Source organism: Rhodococcus sp. USK10 (assembly GCF_019378875.1).
In the GTDB taxonomy this organism is placed as follows: Bacteria; Actinomycetota; Actinomycetes; order Mycobacteriales; family Mycobacteriaceae; genus Rhodococcus_F; species Rhodococcus_F pseudokoreensis.
Genome location: NZ_CP076048.1, coordinates 4,704,407 through 4,724,310, shown reverse-complemented (window position 1 = coordinate 4,724,310; position 19,904 = coordinate 4,704,407). Strand labels below are relative to the sequence as shown.

General features: G+C 65.3%; 13 protein-coding genes and 3 rRNA genes. 6 read left to right on the top strand and 10 right to left on the bottom strand.

Translation table 11 applies throughout. The features are described from left to right. The first annotated feature begins 23 nt into the window (after positions 1 to 23). The 3 genes from I1A62_RS28750 to I1A62_RS28740 are packed head-to-tail and all read left to right on the top strand — an operon-like array spanning position 24 to position 3,376. On the top strand, positions 24 to 995 hold the full coding sequence (locus tag I1A62_RS28750) for an NADPH:quinone oxidoreductase family protein (protein WP_124392025.1): 972 nt from the start codon (positions 24 to 26) through the stop codon (positions 993 to 995). Positions 996 to 1,007: 12 nt separating this feature from the next. Next, positions 1,008 to 1,790 (top strand): enoyl-CoA hydratase, encoded by a 783-nt coding sequence (locus tag I1A62_RS28745; RefSeq protein WP_219455656.1) that lies wholly within the window; start codon positions 1,008 to 1,010, stop codon positions 1,788 to 1,790. Positions 1,791 to 1,801: 11 nt separating this feature from the next. Further along, positions 1,802 to 3,376, top strand: coding sequence for a long-chain-fatty-acid--CoA ligase (locus I1A62_RS28740; protein ID WP_219455654.1), 1,575 nt, complete (start codon positions 1,802 to 1,804; stop codon positions 3,374 to 3,376). Here I1A62_RS28740 and I1A62_RS28735 read toward each other — a convergent pair. The 4 genes from I1A62_RS28735 to I1A62_RS28720 form a co-directional block, all read right to left on the bottom strand. Then, complete coding sequence (locus tag I1A62_RS28735; RefSeq protein WP_219455652.1) at positions 3,373 to 4,320, bottom strand: alpha/beta hydrolase; 948 nt, start codon at positions 4,318 to 4,320, stop codon at positions 3,373 to 3,375. The genes I1A62_RS28740 and I1A62_RS28735 overlap by 4 nt on opposite strands. Positions 4,321 to 4,421: 101 nt before the next feature. Continuing rightward, a complete protein-coding gene (locus tag I1A62_RS28730; RefSeq protein ID WP_219455650.1) occupies positions 4,422 to 4,865 on the bottom strand; it encodes an SRPBCC family protein in 444 nt (147 codons plus the stop codon). A gap of 2 nt (positions 4,866 to 4,867) precedes the next feature. Beyond that, positions 4,868 to 6,421 (bottom strand): succinic semialdehyde dehydrogenase, encoded by a 1,554-nt coding sequence (locus I1A62_RS28725; RefSeq protein ID WP_124392021.1) that lies wholly within the window; start codon positions 6,419 to 6,421, stop codon positions 4,868 to 4,870. A gap of 81 nt (positions 6,422 to 6,502) precedes the next feature. Continuing rightward, positions 6,503 to 6,898 carry a low affinity iron permease family protein gene (locus tag I1A62_RS28720; protein ID WP_072949245.1) on the bottom strand — a complete coding sequence of 132 codons (396 nt, stop codon included), beginning with the start codon at positions 6,896 to 6,898 and terminating at the stop codon, positions 6,503 to 6,505. Between the two features lie 192 nt (positions 6,899 to 7,090). Between I1A62_RS28720 and I1A62_RS28715 the strand changes: the two genes are divergently transcribed. Further along, on the top strand, positions 7,091 to 8,467 hold the full coding sequence (locus I1A62_RS28715) for an MFS transporter (protein WP_124392020.1): 1,377 nt from the start codon (positions 7,091 to 7,093) through the stop codon (positions 8,465 to 8,467). A gap of 64 nt (positions 8,468 to 8,531) precedes the next feature. Here the strand turns inward: I1A62_RS28715 and I1A62_RS28710 are convergent, their stop codons facing one another. From I1A62_RS28710 to I1A62_RS28700, 3 genes are read right to left on the bottom strand one after another with little or no spacing between them, the layout of a single operon-like run. After that, complete coding sequence (locus I1A62_RS28710; RefSeq protein ID WP_219455648.1) at positions 8,532 to 9,773, bottom strand: amidohydrolase; 1,242 nt, start codon at positions 9,771 to 9,773, stop codon at positions 8,532 to 8,534. A gap of 34 nt (positions 9,774 to 9,807) precedes the next feature. Further along, complete coding sequence (locus I1A62_RS28705) at positions 9,808 to 11,244, bottom strand: amidohydrolase (protein WP_219455647.1); 1,437 nt, start codon at positions 11,242 to 11,244, stop codon at positions 9,808 to 9,810. Between the two features lie 32 nt (positions 11,245 to 11,276). Continuing rightward, a complete protein-coding gene (locus I1A62_RS28700; RefSeq protein ID WP_124392017.1) occupies positions 11,277 to 12,743 on the bottom strand; it encodes an MFS transporter in 1,467 nt (488 codons plus the stop codon). A 102-nt stretch (positions 12,744 to 12,845) separates the two neighbouring features. Here I1A62_RS28700 and I1A62_RS28695 point away from each other — a divergent pair, with 102 nt between their 5' ends. Then, positions 12,846 to 13,859 carry an Lrp/AsnC family transcriptional regulator gene (locus tag I1A62_RS28695; RefSeq protein ID WP_219455645.1) on the top strand — a complete coding sequence of 338 codons (1,014 nt, stop codon included), beginning with the start codon at positions 12,846 to 12,848 and terminating at the stop codon, positions 13,857 to 13,859. A gap of 93 nt (positions 13,860 to 13,952) precedes the next feature. Continuing rightward, positions 13,953 to 14,333 (top strand): hemophore-related protein, encoded by a 381-nt coding sequence (locus I1A62_RS28690; RefSeq protein ID WP_124392015.1) that lies wholly within the window; start codon positions 13,953 to 13,955, stop codon positions 14,331 to 14,333. Between the two features lie 185 nt (positions 14,334 to 14,518). Here I1A62_RS28690 and rrf read toward each other — a convergent pair. The 3 genes from rrf to I1A62_RS28675 form a co-directional block, all read right to left on the bottom strand. Beyond that, positions 14,519 to 14,635: ribosomal RNA gene (gene rrf, locus I1A62_RS28685) — 5S ribosomal RNA — on the bottom strand. 140 nt (positions 14,636 to 14,775) lie between these two features. Next, positions 14,776 to 17,908 (bottom strand): 23S ribosomal RNA (locus I1A62_RS28680). 356 nt (positions 17,909 to 18,264) lie between these two features. Further along, a 16S ribosomal RNA gene (locus I1A62_RS28675) occupies positions 18,265 to 19,783 on the bottom strand. Together the 16S, 23S and 5S rRNA genes form the textbook arrangement of a ribosomal RNA operon. Between the last annotated feature and the right edge of the window lie 121 nt (positions 19,784 to 19,904).

The window sequence follows — 19,904 nt, the reverse complement described above, 5'->3', positions numbered from 1 at the left end:
GGACCGACGGAGGAGATCACCACGTGTATGCCCAGCAACTGACCAGCGCTTCCGGCCCCGCCGGAGTACAGCTCGCCGAGATCGACGAACCCGACGGAACCGGACGTGTCGTCGTCGATCTGCACGCCGCGGGCGTGGCCTTTCCCGACCTGCTGCAGACCACCGGCAGCTATCAGATCGTCCGCGACTTGCCCTTCGTGCTGGGACTCGAGGGCGCGGGCGTCGTCCGCAGCGCCCCCGCGGACAGCGGCATCCGGGCAGGACAGCGGGTGGCCGTCCTCGCGACGGACGGTGCGTGGCAGCAGACCGTCGCGGTGGAACCCGACTCGGTGTTCCCGCTCCCCGACTCGGTGTCGCTCGAGGCGGGCGCCGGCTTCCTGCTGAACTACCTCACCGTGCACTTCGCCCTCGACGAGCGTGCCCGCTACCGCGCAGGCGAGACCGTGCTGGTGCACGGCGCCGCCGGCGGTGTCGGGGTGGCCGCGCTGCAGGTCGCGGCCGCGCTGGGACTCGAGACGATCGCCGTGGTCAGCACGGAGGAGAAGGCCGGGATCGCGAAGGCCAACCGCGCCGATCACGTCGTCCTCGTGGACGGGTGGAAGGACCGGGTCCACGACCTCACCGAGGGCCGCGGCGTCGACATCATCCTCGACCCGGTGGGCGGCGACCGCTTCACCGACAGCCTGCGCAGCCTCGCACCCAACGGGCGGCTCGTGGTCCTCGGTTTCACCGGCGGCGAGATCCCCACCGTCAAGGTCAATCGGCTTCTGCTGCGCAACATCTCGGTTCTCGGCGCGGGATGGGGCGAATACGTGCGCACCCACCCCGGCTACACGGGCCGGCAGTGGGCGGCCCTGAGCCCGCTCCTCGAATCCGGCGCGCTCCGGATCACCGAACCCACCGTCTACTCGTTCGAACACGCCGGCGACGCACTGCGGACACTCGAAACCCGTTCCGCCACCGGCAAGATCGCCCTCTCCGTCCGCCCTTCCTGACTAAGGATCCTCATGACCTCCGACATTCCCGGCGTGCACACGACCGTCGACAACGGCGTCCTCCGCGTCACCCTCGACCGCCCGTCCCGCATGAACGCCGTCACCACCGAGTCCCTCGACGCCATCGCCGACGCCTTCGACAAGCACGCCGGTGACGCGGAGGTGCGGGTCGCGATCCTCACCGGCGCCGGCCGCGCCTTCTGCACGGGTGCCGACCTGGGTGGCCTCGACATCTCCGGGCCACCGTCGTCCGCGACGATCGACGCCGCGAACCGCGCGGCGGCCGCGATCCGCGCGTTCCCGCGGCCCGTGATCGGTGCGGTCAACGGTCCCGCGGCGGGTGTCGGGGTCTCGCTCGCCCTGGCCTGCGACCTCACGATCGCCACCGAGTCCAGCTATTTCCTGCTCGCCTTCACGAAGGTCGGTCTGATGCCCGACGGCGGCGCCACCGCGCTGGTCGCCGCGTCGATCGGCCGGGCCCGCGCCCTGAAGATGGCACTCCTGGCCGAACGACTGCCCGCGCGTGAGGCTCTCGCGGCTGGGTTGATCGCCGACGTATACCCCGACGACGAGTTCGCCGCGACCGTCGACGCCCTCGCGCGACGTCTCGCCGACGGACCGTCGGAGGCCTTCCACTTCACCAAGGACGCCGTCAACGACGCGACGCTCGTCGAACTCGACAACGCGTTCGCCCGCGAGCGTTCGGGCCAGATCGACCTTCTCGCCGCCGCCGATTTCCACGAGGGTGTCGCGGCGTTCCGGGAAAAGCGTCCCGCCGTGTTCGGCCGGGCCTGAGGAACGTCACCATGACAGCGGACGCCCCCGTGACAGCGTCGCACGCGCAGCCGTCCGCATCCCGGCGGGCGCACTGGGCCAATCATGTTGCCCGGCATGCTTTCGCGAAACCCGATGCGGTGGCGCTCCGGTTCCGGGGCGCCTCGACCACCTGGCGTGAACTCGACGACCGCAGCGCGCGGACCGCGGCGGTGCTCGCCGCCCGCGGTGTCGCTCGCGGCGACCGCGTCGTGCTGCTGCTCACCAACCGCCCCGAGTTCCTCGAGGTGATGCTCGCCGCGAACCGCCTGGGTGCGATCGCCGTCCCCGTCAATTTCCGGCTGAGTCCCGGCGAGGTGAAATTCATCGTCGCCGACAGCGACGCCGCCGTCGTGGTCGTCGAGGATTCACTCGCCGATCTCGCCGCCGAGGTCGACGACGCCGTGCCGGTGCTCGTGGTCGGCGACGCCCCCGACGACGTCTCGCTCGAGAAGCAGTTGCGCGCCGCAGATCCCGACGTTCCGATCGCGGACGTACCGGAGGATTCGCCTGCCGCCATCATGTACACGTCCGGCACCACCGGGCGTCCGAAGGGCGCGGTGCTGTCGCACCTGAATCTGCAGGCGCAGGCGCTGACCCTCATCCGGGGATGGCGACTGTTCGACACCGAGTCCGAGGTCAACCTGGTCTCGTCGCCGCTGTTCCACATCGCCGCCCTCGGCAGCGTCGGGCCGTTCCTGCTGATCGGCGCGACCGTCGTGATCCATCCGACCGGTGCGTTCGACGCGACCGAACTACTCGACGCGCTCGAGCGCGAGCGGGTGACCAGTGTGTTCATGGTACCGACCCAGTGGCAGGCCATCCTCGACGACGCCGGCCCCGAGGTCCGGGATCTGGCCCTGCGGGTGCTGGGATGGGGCGCCGCGCCTGCCACCCCGACACTCCTCGACCGGCTGAACGCCGCATTCCCCGACGCCGCGATCGTGGCCTTCTTCGGGCAGACCGAGATGTCGCCGGTGACGTGCATGCTCGACGGCAAGGATGCCGTGCGCAAGATCGGCTCGGTCGGGAAGCCGATCGACACGATCGCGATGCGCGTGGTCGACGCGGCGATGAACGACGTGCCGCAGGGTGAGATCGGTGAGATTGTCTACCGCGGACCGGGACTCATGGAGGGATACTGGCGCAACCCCGAGGCCACCGCGGACGCGTTCGCCGGCGGCTGGTTCCACTCCGGCGATCTGGTGCGCGTGGACTCCGAGGGATTCGTGTACGTGGTGGACCGCAAGAAGGACATGATCATCTCGGGCGGGGAGAACATCTACTGCGCCGAGGTCGAGAATGCCCTCGCCGCTCACCCGGACATTCTCGACGTCGCGGTGATCGGGCGGGCCGACGAGCGGTGGGGCGAGGTTCCCGTCGCGGTCGTGGTCCCGCGGGCCGGGGCCGCGCCGGGGGTCGACGCCCTCGCGGACTGGCTCGACGGCCGGGTCGCCCGGTACAAGCGGCCCCGGTTCGTCGAGGTCCTACCCCAATTGCCCCGCAACGCCAGCGGCAAGGTCGTCAAAGGCGTTCTGCGCGAACAGTTCGGCGCCGTGAGCAGTTAGCCGGCCGGCGGCAGGAGGTGGCGGACCAGGAAGTCGGTCTCGTCCGCGACCACCTGCTCGAACAATGCATCGAAGTACGGGTCGAAGTGCCCGCCCGGGTACACGTGCACCTCGGCGTCGGGGGTCCTGGCCGCGGCCTTCTGCGCACTACGGGTGAACGTGACGACATCGTGGTCTGCGATGGCGAAGAAGACGGGGCAGGCGATCTTCGCGACGGTCCTCGTCGGCCGGTACAGCGCCGCCTGCAACGCCACCCGGCCCGGGGTCTCGTTACGCCACGTCGAACCGGGCGGATCCATCGCGTGATACCCCGCCTCCGCGTCGGGTGACGTCATGGCCGCGAACGAGCCCGGCGGTCCGACGACGGGGAACATGTGCGGCGGACGGTGTCGCAGTTGGGCGTACCGGTCGCGCAGGTAGGCGACGGCCATGCGGCCGAGCCCGGCCGGCCCGAGTCGCGGGAGGTTGGTCAGTCCGTCGACGTACGGAACCTGCGACACGACCGCGGCCACGCGACGGTCCCGCGCTGCCGTGGTCAGGACGAGCCCGCCGGACAGTGACGTCCCCCAGAGCGCGACCCGGCCGGGGTCGATGTCCGGGCGAGTGCACACGTATGCGACGGCGCTGTCCCAGTCGTCGAGCTGGCTGTCGATGTCGAGCAGTTGCCGGGGTTCGCCCTCGCTGGCACCGAAGTGGCGGTAGTCGAACACCAGCGCCGCGATTCCCGCGGCCGCGAACCGCGCCGCGAAGGCGTCGAGTCGCTGCTCGCGCACCCCGCTCCAGCCGTGCGCGAGCACCACACAGGGTGCCGGCGTGAGTGTTTCGGCGCGGCGACGGTACAGCCAGGCGGCGCAGCGCTGCCCTCGCGAGGTGAACGAGACGTCCTCGCGGCGGACGTCAGGGCACGACCGACCAGCTTCGACGGGTGTCGGCCGAGGATTCATGGAGGCGCCTCCGAGAGGTGTGGACACCGTTCAGTGTCGGGCCCTCCGGAGACCTGCGACAGGCACCCTAGGGTGACGAATCCGCACCCCAGGGTGGAAGATCAGCGCTCGAGGGCCACTTTCATGCGCTCGAGAGTCTGCCGCATCCCGTCCTGCATCAACCGGTCGCGGTTGCTGCCCAGCACCTTCGATTTCTGCACCAGTCGCACCCACCATACGGGCGTCGCGTAGATCTCCCGGGTCTCGGTGACGAGAGTGCCGGAGCCGGAGGGCTCGAGGTGGTACGTCCAGCGGGCCTTCGGTTCGTCCGCCTCGAACGAGAACCTCTGGTCCGGAACGACATCCACGACGGTGCAGTGCGTCTTCCAGCGCACCGGTCCATGCCGGTTGGCGCCGACGAACCGCGACCCCACCGTCGCCGGGGTGCCCGACGTCCAGCGCGCGCCGGTGTTCTCGGGACTGAACCGGCCCATGCCCTCGACGTCGGTCACCACACCCCACACTTGGGTGGGCGGAACGTCGATCAGGATTTTCGCGCTGTCCACGTCTAGCGGCCCGGAATCCACTGCAGCGCCTTCACGAAGGGCGGCATGATCTTGGCCCACACCTTCGGCGACAGTCCCCGCGGGCCACCGAGGTTGAGGACGCGGGTGGTGGCGATGGTCTGCGGCTCGGTGTACTTGAGGAGCCCGTCCTCGCCGTGGCGGCGCCCGACACCGGACACCCCCATCCCGCCCATCGGCGCTCCGGTGCTGCCCCACGCCGGTGCGTAGCCCTCGTCGACGTTGACGGTTCCGGCGTGGATCCGTGCGGCGATGGCCTCGCCCTCCGCTTTGGTTCCCGCCCACACGCTGGCGTTCAGGCCGTACTCGGTGTCGTTGGCGCGTTCGATCGCCTCGTCGACGTCGGCGACGGGGTAGATCGAGACCAGTGGCCCGAACGTCTCGTCGCGGTAGCACTCGGCGTCTTCCGGGACACCGGTCAGGACGGTCGGCTCGTAGAACAGCGGTCCGAGGTCCGGGCGCGCCTTGCCGCCCGCGACCACGGTGGCGCCCTTGACGACGGCGTCGTCGACGTGGCTGGACACGGCCTTGACCTGGTCCTCGGACACGAGGCTGCCCATTTCGATGCCGAAGTCGTAGCCGGCGCCGAGCTTCATGTTGCGGACGCGTTCGCCGAACATCCGGGTGAATTCGGGTGCGATGGACTCCTCGACGTAGATGCGCTCGATGGAGATGCACAGCTGCCCGGAGTTGGAGTAGCAGGCACGCACGGCGGCGTCGGTGACCTCACGGAGATTCGCGCCTGCGGTGACGATCATCGGGTTCTTGCCGCCGAGTTCGGCGGAGAAGCCGATGAGACGGCGACCGGCCTGCTCGGCGAGGAGCTGACCCGTCGCCGAGGACCCGGTGAACATCAGGTACTCGGTGTTCTCGACGAGGGCGGTGCCGACCACCGAACCCGGTCCGGGGACGACGGCGAACAGATCGCGTGGCAGCCCGGCCTGGTACAGCAGGTCGACGCAGGCCAGAGCGCAGTACGGGGTCTGGCTGTCGGGCTTGAGAACGACGGCGTTGCCGGCGAGGAGCGCGGCGACGGCGTCCGACACCGCGAGCGTCATCGGGTAGTTCCACGGCGAGATGACGCCGACGACGCCCTTCGGCTGGTACCGCACCACCGTCTTGGTGAGGCCGGGCAGCATGCCGGAGATGCGCCGCGGACGCAGCAGCTTGGGGGCGACGCGCGCGTAGTGGCGGGCGGTCATCGAGATGTCGAGGACCTCCTCCTGCGCGGCGGCGCGGGACTTGCCCGTCTCGGCCTGCGCCATGTCCATCAGGGCGTCGCGGTTCGCGAGCACCAAGTCGCGGTAGCGGTGGAAGATCGCGGCGCGTTCGGTGACCGGGCGGGCCGCCCATTGCTTCTGCGCCAGCCGGGCCCGCGCGATCGCGCCCTCGGCGTCCTGGGCGGTGCCGACAGGGACTGTGGCCAGTTCCTTGCCCGTGAACGCCTCGACGACAGACCGCGTCGGGCGATCCGCGGCGTCCGGGATGGCGATGAGGTCGGCGAGCCGCGCGAACGTGGCGGCGGTCGGAACAGGCATTTCGTACCCCTACTGGTTAGTAGTTTTCGCGGTTACACATAACTTACCCGTTCGGTGGCCCGTGTCACAGGGGCGGACGGATCAGTGCCGCTCCTCGAGCCCGACCGCCTCCCGCAGCTTCACCTCCGCCTTCTTCAGTTCGGGGTCGTCCTGGGCGGAGGAGTCGAGCAGGTCGGCGAGGGCCTCGGCGATGACGTTGAGTTTCTCCTGCAGCGCCTCCGACGAACGCCTGCTCGCATTCTCGAGCAGGACCACCAGCAGCAGCGTGAACACGGCGCCGACGGTGTGGATCGCGATCTGCCACTCGTGGAGGTCCTTCCACAGCGGAATGCTGACGACCCACAGGACCACGACGCCGGCGCAGATCCCGAAGAACGGCGCCTGGCTGACCCGAAGTTCGATCTGCTCGACGAACTTGTCGAACGTCGACCGTTGATCGGTGCGCTGCTCGCGTGCAGCCTTCGCACTGCGTTCCATCTTCGGAGTCTAGGCTCAGCCGCCACATCCGATATGCCCGTTTCGGCCGATCTGCCGGAGTGGCGGCAACCAGCCGATCATCGGTAAGTGATTGACATCACATCACCGATCGAAGAGACTGACCGGCACGCGGCAACTTGAAGTTGGCGTCATGTTCTAGTCCAGCGGAGACCTACCTCGAGGAGTGATCGGATGACTTCATCCGCGGTGCAGCCGGGTAAGGACGCGGCCGGCGACACGGCTGTCTCACGCACGCGTGCACATCGGAAACTGCTGGCGGCGGGACTGGTCGGCAGCTCGATCGAGTGGTACGACTTCTTCCTGTACGGAACCGCTGCGGCACTGGTCTTTCCCCACGTCTTCTTTCCCGGCGCGTCGGCGTTGGTGGGCACCCTGCTCTCGTTCAGCACGTTCTGGGCCGGCTTCGTCGCCCGCCCGCTCGGGGGCCTCGTCGCCGGTCACTTCGGCGACAAGTACGGCCGCAAACCGGCGGTCGTGACCTGCCTGCTGTTCATGGGACTGGCGACGTTCCTGATCGGCTGTCTGCCCGGCGCCGCGACCATCGGGATCGCGGCTCCGATCCTGCTGGTGGTCCTGCGGTTCGTCCAGGGCCTCGCGTGCGGCGGTCAGTGGGGTGGGATCGTCCTGCTGCTGACCGAATCGGCCAGTCCCAAGCGCCGCGGATTCTCCGGCACGTTCGGGCAGATGGGTGTCTCGTTCGGTGTCCTGCTCGGCAACCTCGTGTTCCTCGGCGCCACCGCCGCGATCTCGAACGAGGCGTTCCTGAGCTGGGGCTGGCGGATCCCGTTCTTCGCCAGCGCACTGCTGTTCCCGGTGGTGCTCTACATCCAGACCAAGGTCGAGGACACCCCCGAGTTCCGGGACCTGCAGGACCAGGCGCAGAAGAAGAACGAGACCGTTGTCCGCGCACCGCTGACCCAGGCGATCCGGGACCACTGGCGCAAGATCCTGCTCGGCTGCGGACTGCTCGCGGCCACCAACTCGCTGTTCTACATCTCCATCGCCGGGGTGCTCAGTTACGGCACCGCGGAACTGGGCATGAAGCGCAACGACCTGCTCGCGATCTCACTGCTCAGCGCGGCACTGACGGTCGGGGTGGTGCTGTGGTCCGGGCACATGTCCGACAAGATCGGGCGCAGGCCGATGATCCTGATCGGTGCGGCGATGATCATCGTGTGGGCGTTCCCGTACTTCTGGCTGATCAACACCCGGAACCTGGTGCTGTTCTTCGTCGCCGTCACGGTCGGCAGCGTCTTCCAGTCCATGACGTACGGGCCGATCGCCGCCTACATGGGTGAGTTGTTCGCTCCCAACGTCCGGTACTCCGCCGCCTCGCTGGCGTATCAGCTGGCCGCGATCACGGTGAGCGGCGGCACGCCGTTCATCATGACCGCGCTGATCGCCAAGACCGGGACCACCACGTTCGTGGCGGTGTTCGTCGCGCTGATGGGGCTGGTCACGTTCCTGTGCGCGTGGAAGCTCCGCGAGACCAACACCGCCGAGGTCCGCAACGATCCGGCTGCCGTACCCGGCGCCCAGTTCTACTAGCCGGCACGACGTTTCACGGCGATGCCCACCGCCCGATCTCGGCGGTGGGCATCGTCGTACGCTTTCAGGCCCAGTTCGCGGTCCGGGTGTATCCCTCCGGGCGTTCCGCCTGCAGCCGGAGCAGCTCGCCGCGGACGTCGGCGTCCAGTGCGGCGTCGAGGACCGTCCATGCCAGCGCCGTCGCACCGTCGATGATCGCCGTGTCGGCGGCGGGAGTCGCTGCGGCGTCGGCGAAGTCGGCGTTGTGCGGGATCGCGGTGCTCCCGAGGATGGCGATCCCCGGGTGGATCGACGGCACGACCTGGGACACGTTGCCCATGTCGCTGGACCCGCCGCCGAGCTCCGCGGAGGTCAGTTCGCGGCCGGTGGCCTGCACGTTCCGGTCCCAGAGGTCCGCCAGCACCGGGTTGTTCAGCATCGGCGCGTACGGCGGTTCCGTCGCCTCGTACGCCCACTCGCATCCGGTCGCGATCGCACCCGCCTCGAAGCAGGCGAGCACCCGCTCCTTCACCTCGCGCCACTCGTCGATCTCCGGTGCCCGCACCTCGACCTGCACGACCGTCCGGGCCGGGATGATGTTGGTGACGTCGCCGCCGTGTGAGACAAACGCGTTGACGCGCGTCTTCGCCCGGAACTGCTGACGGACCAGCCCGATGGCGTTCAATGCGATCGTCGCGGCGGCTCCGGCGTTGATCCCGTGCTCGGGTGCGCCGGCGGCGTGTGCGGCGCGGCCGGTGAACGTGACCTCGAACCGGTCGACCGCCTGCATCCACAGCGAGGCGCAGGGCATGTCCGTCCCCGACGTGCCGTGGACCATCAGCGACAGCGCCGCGTCCTCCCACGCGCCGGCCTCGAGCATGGGAATCTTGCCGCCGCCGTGCTCCTCGGCGGGTGTGCCCAGCAGTTTGATCCGGAGTCCGGCCTCGTCGGCGACGGCCGCGAGCGCGAGTGCGGTGCCGACCCCGGCGGCCGCGATCATGTTGTGCCCGCAAGCGTGTCCGACCTCGGGCAGTGCGTCGTACTCGGCGCAGATCGCGACGGTGAGGTCGCCGCTTCCGTAGGTCGCCTCGACGGCCGTGTCGAGTCCGTAGACGCCGACGGTGGTATCGAAGCCGGCGTTCCGGAGCGTGTCCCCGACGAGCGCGGCCGCGCGGTGCTCCTCGAACGCGATCTCGGGGGTGTCGTGAATACGATGGCTGAGTTCGAGCAGCTTTTGCTCGTTGTTCCGGATAATCTGCGCCGCAGCATCCTTCAGCGCGACCGCGCGCGCGTCGGTGGTGTCGCCTGCGGAGGTGGCGAGAGTCATGGGCGGGTGCCTTCCTGGTAAATGTGAACGACGGTCACTGCGTGACGACGACGTCACGCAGGGGCGGCGCGACGACCCCGTCGGGAAGCGGTGAGTCGTAGGGAGTTTGCGTCGTGCGGGTACTGAATTCCTTGCGCGCCGACGCCAGCAGCTCGGCATCCGTCAGGAGGTCCACGGCGGTCGAGGCCATGATCTTCGCGGCGTGGATCATCCCCTTGTGCGCGGCGGGCAGTTTGCCCTGCGCGACCATCTGCCACGAGTGGGCGGCCGTGCCGACACCGACGCACGCCGTGGCGCACTGCACGAGCGGCGTCACCCAGCTGACGTCGCCGAGGTCGCTGGAGCCGGTCATCGTCGGGCGCAGCGAGCGCGCGTCGAACGTGACGATCCCGGTGTGCAGAGCGTTTCCGTCGCCGTCGAATTCACCGCCGAGCGTGCTCGCCGTGCGTCCCGACGCTGTCTTGGTGACGAACGCCTCCGCGGACGCGAGATCGAAGTCGTCGAAGGGCACCGGCCCGAGCTCGCGGAGCCGCTCCTGCATCGAATCCTCGAGGACGACGTTGGGCAGGATGTCCGAGCAGCCGCCGTCGATCTCGATCTCGACCGTCGTCTCCGTCATCAGGGCGGCGCCTTCGGCGATCTTCGTCACGCGGGCGAACAGCTCGCGCATGCCGGCCACGTCGGGCGAGCGCACCAGGTAGTAGGCCTCGGCGGACGCCTGCACGACATTCGGCGAGCGGCCTCCGGTGTCGAGGATGGCGTAGTGGATCCGGCAGTCCGACGGCATGTGCTCACGCAGGAAGTTCGTGCCCACGTTCATCAATTCGAGGGCGTCGAGTGCACTGCGGCCACGTTCGGGGGACACTCCGGCGTGCGCGGCGATGCCGGTGAACCGGACGTACGCCTGGACGTAGGCGAGGGTCCGGATCCGTTGCACGGTGGTGGTGTCGCCGGGATGCCAGGACACGGCGGCGGCGACATCGTCGAAGGCACCTTCCTTGACCATGAACGTCTTTCCGGCGGCTGCTTCCTCCGCGGGACAGCCGTAGTAGCGGACGGTTCCGGGCAGGCCGTTCGCGTCGAGGTAACGCTTGACGGCGGTCGCGGCGAGGAGTGAACCGCCGCCGAGCAGGTGGTGGCCGCAGCCCTGCCCGTTACCGGACTCGTTGCCGGGTTCCGGCTCCGGCACAGCACTTCCCGACTTCTGACTCAGCCCGGCGAGGGCGTCGTACTCACCGACGATCGCGATCACCGGTTGACCACTGCCCGCTTCCGCGCTGAATGCGGTCGGGATTCCCGCCACCGACCGGGCGACGGTGAAGCCCTCCGCCTCGGCGGCAGCGATCTGCGCATCGACGGACGCGCGCTCCTCCCAACGCAATTCGGGGTTGTCCCAGATGGCATCGCTCAACGCGGCGTACTGCGGGCCGAGCTCGTCGATGGTGCCGAGGAGTTGTGGATCGACAGACACTTCGATGTCCTTTCGTTCGGTGTCACGGGTTGTCAGGCGTGTACTTGCTCGCCGTCGGCGAGTGTGGGCTTGTCGTTCTCGGTGGTCGTCGCGGGAGACCGGAGTTTGCGCGCCAGGATGGCCGTGACGACGCACAGTGCCGCGCAGACCGCCCAGACCACGTGATAGGCGCTCGCGGAGGGAATCTGCTTGCCGCCGGCGGTGAGTGCCGGGGTGACCATCGACGACATCACGAGCGCGAACACGGCGCCGGACACGGCGCCCGCCGCGGTGCGGGACGTGTTGTAGAGGCCGGACGCGATGCCGACCGAATCCGGCGGCGCCTGCTGCACGATTACGGTGGGCAGCACCCCGACCACCACTCCGCCGCCGAGGCCCGCGACGACGAGCCACAGGGCGAACAGTGGTGCGCTCCCCGGGACGACGATCATCAGTCCGTAGGCCGCCGCCGAGAGCAGCGCACCCAGCGCGAGGGATCCGGGGACGGTGAGGGCGGATCGGGCGAGCCGGTCGCTGACGGACGCGCCGACGAACATCGCGAGCGCGAACAGCGCCAGGATCAGGCCGGTCACGGACGCGGTGACACCCATCCCGTAGCCGTTCGTCTCCGGCACGGCACGCAGGAAGAGGGCGCAGGGGGTCTGGACACCGAACAACTGGGCGCCGAACAGCAACGCCATCAGCATCGGTACCCGCATCCCTCGTCCGATGACGTCGAGGTCCACGAGGGGGTGCTGGACGCGTCGTTCCACGAACACCCACACGACGAGAACCGCGGCCCCGACGCCGATGGACGACCACGTCAGCGCGCTCGTCCAACCCCAGGTGCTCGCGTTGGACACACCGCCGAGCACGCCGAGCAGTCCGACCGTGAGCAGGACCGCACCGGCCCAGTCGACTGTTCCTTCCTTCCGTACCGTCGTCTCCGGGACGAGGAAGTAGACGACGGGCAGGCAGATCGTCATGAGCACGGCGGGGACGAGCAGGACCAGCCCGACGTTGTCGACGACGGAGTCGAGGAGGAATCCCGAGAGCAGGCCGCCGACGGCGGCGCCCAGCGTCAGCGACCCGACGAGGCGGCCGATGCTCCGGCCGGCCGTGGCCGCGTTGCGGTCCCGCACGATCGCGAATTCGAGCGGCAGGAACGCCGCGAGCGGTGCCTGCAGCGCACGGCCGACGAGCAGCAGTTCGTAGGACGGCGCGAACGCGACGAGGTACGAACCGAGCGCGACGGAGGTGGTGGCGAGAACGAGAAGGCGTTTGTGCCCGAAGAGGTCCCCGAGTTTGGCGATCAGCGGCACGCAGGCGGCCGTTCCCAGCAGGTACATGGCGCTCACCCAGTTCAATGCGGCGGACGACGCGTCGAAGCGCTCGCCGATGGCGGGCAGCAGCGGGGAGAACCACCCCTGCAGCAACCCGCTCGCGAACTCCATGACCACGAGGAACCCGACCGCTGCAGTGGCAGCGTCGCCTCCCCGGATGTGGGGCGAAGAACTCATGTCGACTCCAAGAGGACGAGTGGAAAGTGACTCATCGAAGAGTGCCGCCGCGTGAATTCCGTCGTGTAAATTTGCAGCATTCTCGGCATCGAAGGGCAAACTATGCAGGATTACGAACCAGATGACGTCGACTTCGCACTCATCCATGCACTGCAAATCGAGCCGCGGGCATCGTGGAAGGCGCTCGCGCCCGCACTGGCCGTCGACCCCGTCACGTTGTCGAGGCGATACCAACGGCTCCTCAACGCCGGCCTGATCTGGATCACCGGATACGACCCCGGGACGCCCGGGCGCGGCGCACTGATCGAAATCGAATGCGCACCCGGACAATCCGTCTCCACCGCGGAGGCCATCTCCGAAGATCCGATGGTCGCGAGCATCGATTTCACGGCGGGCGGACGCGACCTGCTGCTCACCCTGATGGCAGAGGATTCTGTGGACACGTCACGATTCCTGCTCCACCGCCTCGGGGAGTATCCGGCGATCCGGCGAGCCCGGACGCACCTCATCACGGAGGTCCTCTTCGAGGCCGGGAACTGGCGGCTCCGGACGCTGACGGCGGAGCAAGTCGCCATGGTTCCCGCGGCCCGTCCGCCGCGGCCCCGCGCAGCGCGGACGGTCGCGCCCGTACTCAAGCGACTGATCCATCACGAACTGGGCATCGACGGCCGCGCACCGACCACGGCGATCGCGGAACGCGCAGGCGTCAGCAACCAGCGCATCACCGACGCGATCGCGACGATGCGGCGGGACGGCTCCCTCCGACTGCGCACCGACATCGCCCGGAGCTACTCGGAATGGCCGATCTACGCCTGGTACTTCATGCAGGTTCCCGCGCCCCTCGTCGAGCGCCTGAGGACCTCGCTGGGCAAGATCGAGGAAGTGCGGTTGGCGGTGCTCGTGGCCAGCGAATACAACCTGATCATGGCCGTCTGGTTGCGCACCCTCAACGACGTCCACCGGTTCGAACTTCTTCTGGAGAAGCTGCTGCCCGGGTCGCGGGTGGCGGACCGCTCGGTGGTCATGCAGATCGGCAAACACCTCGGGCACATCCTGGACGACCGCGGACGCGCAACGGGTCCGGTGGTGTCCATGATCTCGCCCGCCCCGACGTAACCGTGGGTCCAATTCTCAGACGGTCCTCAGAAGAATCACAACTCGTACCCCTAACGTGTCCCCGGCATACCCACCGACATTGGAGGACTCGTCATGAACGTTTCACGAGCACGTCTGCACCTCGGCATCGCAGCAGCCGGCGCCCTCGCCGCCGCCGCGCTGGTACCGGGGATCGCTTCGGCGGATCCGGCCGACACCGACTCCGCCCGCCTCGTGAACAGCACCTGCAGCTTCGCCCAGATCGATGCGGCGATGCACGACGTGACCCCGCGGCTCGCCGCGCGTCTGGATCAGGCACCCGAGCGCAAGGCTCAGCTGGCCGACTTCTTCTCGAAGTCCCCTGCCGATCGTCAGGCCGTCCTCGATTCGCACCCGCAGCTGAAGACCCGGCTGGAGACCGTCCCGACCGAGGGTCCGGCTGTCGAGTGGCGCGCGAAGGCGCTGACGATCGCCGACACCTGCGGCAACTACTGACGGACGCCGGGCACGGTCGACAAGGATCGTGCCGCAACAGTTTTCGCTGCGCCATCGTGAAAGTGTTCTGGAAATGCCGAAAGCCCCCCAACAATGTTGGGGGGCTTTCGGTAACGGATGTTCGGCCCTTTCACACAAACCACGAAAGGGGACCCAGTATATTGGGTCCCCTTTCGGTAACGGATGTTCGGCGGTGTCCTACTCTCCCACACCCTGTCGGGTGCAGTACCATCGGCGCTGGAGGGCTTAGCTTCCGGGTTCGGAATGGGACCGGGCGTTTCCCCTCCGCTATGGCCGCCGTAACTCTATGAAACTGTCACACGGAACATCAGCGAAGACACAACCCACACATCGTTGGACCGATGGTGGTGGTGGTTCTTCTTCTTCAGTTCCGAAACGTGTGTGTTGTTTCAGATACTGCACAGTGGACGCGTAGCTTCTTTGTGGTAAGTCCTCGGCCTATTAGTACCAGTCACCTGCACCCGTTACCGGGCTTCCAGTTCTGGCCTATCAACCCGGTGGTCTGCCGGGGGCCTTACCCCCTCGAGGGGGTGAGAAACCTCATCTTGGAACAGGCTTCCCGCTTAGATGCTTTCAGCGGTTATCCCTTCCGAACGTAGCTAACCAGCGGTGCTCCTGGTGGAACAACTGGCACACCAGAGGTTCGTCCGTCCCGGTCCTCTCGTACTAGGGACAGCCTTCCTCAAGTTTCTAACGCGCGCGGCGGATAGAGACCGAACTGTCTCACGACGTTCTAAACCCAGCTCGCGTGCCGCTTTAATGGGCGAACAGCCCAACCCTTGGGACCTACTCCAGCCCCAGGATGCGACGAGCCGACATCGAGGTGCCAAACCATCCCGTCGATATGGACTCTTGGGGAAGATCAGCCTGTTATCCCCGGGGTACCTTTTATCCGTTGAGCGACACCGCTTCCACTTGCCGGTGCCGGATCACTAGTCCCGACTTTCGTCCCTGCTCGACCTGTCAGTCTCACAGTCAAGCTCCCTTGTGCACTTGCACTCGACACCTGATTGCCAACCAGGCTGAGGGAACCTTTGGGCGCCTCCGTTACATTTTGGGAGGCAACCGCCCCAGTTAAACTACCCACCAGGCACTGTCCCTGAACCAGATCATGGTCCGAGGTTAGAGGTCCAATACGATCAGAGTGGTATTTCAACAACGACTCCACACTCACTGGCGTGAGCGCTTCACAGTCTCCCACCTATCCTACACAAACCGAACCGAACACCAATACCAAGCTGTAGTGAAGGTCCCGGGGTCTTTTCGTCCTGCCGCGCGTAACGAGCATCTTTACTCGTAATGCAATTTCGCCGAGTCTATGGTTGAGACAGCTGAGAAGTCGTTACGCCATTCGTGCAGGTCGGAACTTACCCGACAAGGAATTTCGCTACCTTAGGATGGTTATAGTTACCACCGCCGTTTACTGGGGCTTAAATTCTCAGCTTCGCCACAAGTGGCTAACCGGTCCTCTTAACCTTCCAGCACCGGGCAGGCGTCAGTCCGTATACATCGTCTTACGACTTCGCACGGACCTGTGTTTTTAGTAAACAGTCGCTTCTCACTGGTCTCTGCGGCCCCACCCAGCTCAGGAAGCAAGTTCCATCACCGGACGAGGCCCCCCTTCTCCCGAAGTTACGGGGGCATTTTGCCGAGTTCCTTAACCATAGTTATCTCGATCGCCTTAGTATTCTCTACCTGACCACCTGTGTCGGTTTGGGGTACGGGCCGTGTGAAAGCTCGCTAGAGGCTTTTCTCGGCAGCATAGGATCACTGAATTCGCCTCATTCGGCTATGCGTCACCTCTCAGGCTGTGTGAACGGCGGATTTGCCTACCGTTCGCCCTACAGGCTTACACCAGTATTACCACTGACTGGCTCAGCTACCTTCCTGCGTCACCCCATCGCTTGGCTACTACCAGATCAGGTCCCATGCATCCACATCCAGGGCCCCCGAAGGGACGTAAGGACGCTTCAGGATGGTTAGTATCACTGATTCACCAGGGGCGCGTTCACACGGGTACGGGAATATCAACCCGTTGTCCATCGGCTACGCCTGTCGGCCTCGTCTTAGGTCCCGACTCACCCTGGGCGGATTAACCTGGCCCAGGAACCCTTGGTCATTCGGCGGACGAGTTTCTCACTCGTCTTTCGCTACTCATGCCTGCATTCTCACTCGTGTGGCCTCCACGGCTGGGTCACCCCGCCGCTTCCATGGCCACACGACGCTCCCCTACCCACCCACACCACTGCCCAAGACTCCGCAGAATCAAGGGGTGCATTGTGTGAGTGCCGCAGCTTCGGTGGTGTACTTGAGCCCCGCTACATTGTCGGCGCAGGATCACTTGACCAGTGAGCTATTACGCACTCTTTCAAGGGTGGCTGCTTCTAAGCCAACCTCCTGGTTGTCTTCGCGACCCCACATCCTTTTCCACTTAGTACACGCTTAGGGACCTTAGCTGGCGATCTGGGCTGTTTCCCTCTCGACTACGAACCTTATCGCCCGCAGTCTCACTGCCGCGCTCTCACTCACCGGCATTCGGAGTTTGGCTGATTTCGGTAAGCTTGTGGGCCCCCTAGACCATCCAGTAGCTCTACCTCCGGTGAGAAACACGCGACGCTGCACCTAAATGCATTTCGGGGAGAACCAGCTATCACGGAGTTTGATTGGCCTTTCACCCCTACCCACAGCTCATCCCCTCAGTTTTCAACCTAAGTGGGTTCGGTCCTCCACGACGTCTTACCGTCGCTTCAACCTGGCCATGGGTAGATCACTCCGCTTCGGGTCTAGAACATGCCACTACGGACGCCCTATTCGGACTCGCTTTCGCTACGGCTACCCCACACGGGTTAACCTCGCGACATGCCACTAACTCGCAGGCTCATTCTTCAAAAGGCACGCCATCACCCCCAGCCACAAGTGGCTCGAAGGCTTTGACGGATTGTAAGCGCACGGTTTCAGGTACTATTTCACTCCCCTCCCGGGGTACTTTTCACCTTTCCCTCACGGTACTAGTCCGCTATCGGTCACCAGGGAGTATTCAGGCTTATCGGGTGGTCCCGACAGATTCACACCAGATTTCACGGGCCCGGTGCTACTTGGGTTTCCATCACGACAGTCATCATGTTTTCGTGTACGGGATTCTCACCCTCTACGACAGGCCGTTCCAGACCACTTCCACTAACACAATGATTTCTTACTGTCGGCCAACACGGCAGCATTGACAAGATGAACCCCACAACCCCACGAATGCAACACCTGCCGGCTATCACACATCCATGGTTTAGCCTCTTCCGCTTTCGCTCGCCACTACTCACGGAATCACTATTGTTTTCTCTTCCTGTGGGTACTGAGATGTTTCACTTCCCCACGTTCCCTCCACACACCCTATATATTCAGGTGCGGGTAACACGACATCACTCGTGCTGGGTTTCCCCATTCGGACATCCTCGGATCTCAGCTCGGTTGACAGCTCCCCGAGGCTTATCGCAGCCTCCTACGTCCTTCATCGGCTCCTGGTGCCAAGGCATCCACCGTACGCTCTTCATTACTTACAACAAAGATGCTCGCGTCCACTGTGCAGTTCTCAAACAACACACAACCAACCACCTCGCGCAGACACCAGACCAGACACCGAGAAGAGCCGAAACCCTCCACAACGCCCGCGGTTTGACCTGCAGTGCTTGCTTGTCGTTACTTTCCTGTAGAGGAAACACATTGCGTGTTCTCTCAGGACCCAACAGTGCATCGATATAACTCTTCCCGCCGCCGGCACTCGGGCCGGCAGTCATCGAGAAGAATGCTTGTCAGTGTTCCACCCATGAGCGTCCGCAGTCCTACTGATGAGGACTCAACGGTCTCTGCCAACCCGTTGTCACCTGTGTGACACCAGCATTGGAGATGTGCTCCTTAGAAAGGAGGTGATCCAGCCGCACCTTCCGGTACGGCTACCTTGTTACGACTTCGTCCCAATCGCCGATCCCACCTTCGACGGCTCCCTCCCACGAGGGGTTAGGCCACCGGCTTCGGGTGTTACCGACTTTCATGACGTGACGGGCGGTGTGTACAAGGCCCGGGAACGTATTCACCGCAGCGTTGCTGATCTGCGATTACTAGCGACTCCGACTTCACGGGGTCGAGTTGCAGACCCCGATCCGAACTGAGACCGGCTTTAAGGGATTCGCTCCACCTCACGGTATCGCAGCCCTCTGTACCGGCCATTGTAGCATGTGTGAAGCCCTGGACATAAGGGGCATGATGACTTGACGTCGTCCCCACCTTCCTCCGAGTTGACCCCGGCAGTCTCTTACGAGTCCCCACCATTACGTGCTGGCAACATAAGACAAGGGTTGCGCTCGTTGCGGGACTTAACCCAACATCTCACGACACGAGCTGACGACAGCCATGCACCACCTGTATACCGACCACAAGGGGGGCCGTATCTCTACGGCTTTCCGGTATATGTCAAACCCAGGTAAGGTTCTTCGCGTTGCATCGAATTAATCCACATGCTCCGCCGCTTGTGCGGGCCCCCGTCAATTCCTTTGAGTTTTAGCCTTGCGGCCGTACTCCCCAGGCGGGGCGCTTAATGCGTTAGCTACGGCACGGATCCCGTGGAAGGAAACCCACACCTAGCGCCCACCGTTTACGGCGTGGACTACCAGGGTATCTAATCCTGTTCGCTACCCACGCTTTCGCTCCTCAGCGTCAGTTACTGCCCAGAGACCCGCCTTCGCCACCGGTGTTCCTCCTGATATCTGCGCATTTCACCGCTACACCAGGAATTCCAGTCTCCCCTGCAGTACTCAAGTCTGCCCGTATCGCCTGCAAGCTCGAGGTTGAGCCTCGAGTTTTCACAGACGACGCGACAAACCGCCTACGAGCTCTTTACGCCCAGTAATTCCGGACAACGCTTGCACCCTACGTATTACCGCGGCTGCTGGCACGTAGTTGGCCGGTGCTTCTTCTGCAGGTACCGTCACTTTCGCTTCGTCCCTGCTGAAAGAGGTTTACAACCCGAAGGCCGTCATCCCTCACGCGGCGTCGCTGCATCAGGCTTTCGCCCATTGTGCAATATTCCCCACTGCTGCCTCCCGTAGGAGTCTGGGCCGTGTCTCAGTCCCAGTGTGGCCGGTCACCCTCTCAGGTCGGCTACCCGTCGTCGCCTTGGTAGGCCATTACCCCACCAACAAGCTGATAGGCCGCGGGCCCATCCTGCACCAGTAAACCTTTCCACCAACAGCCATGCAGCCATCGGTCATATCCGGTATTAGACCCAGTTTCCCAGGCTTATCCCGAAGTGCAGGGCAGATCACCCACGTGTTACTCACCCGTTCGCCGCTCGTGTACCCCGAAGGGCCTTACCGCTCGACTTGCATGTGTTAAGCACGCCGCCAGCGTTCGTCCTGAGCCAGGATCAAACTCTCCGTTGAAGACTCAAGATGGCCGGCAGAACCGGCAATCAGTCATAGACATCGAGTCAAATCACTAGCAAAAAAACTCAAACTAGCTTCAATCAAACACTGACCCCCCACCGACGGAAGAAGGAAGAGA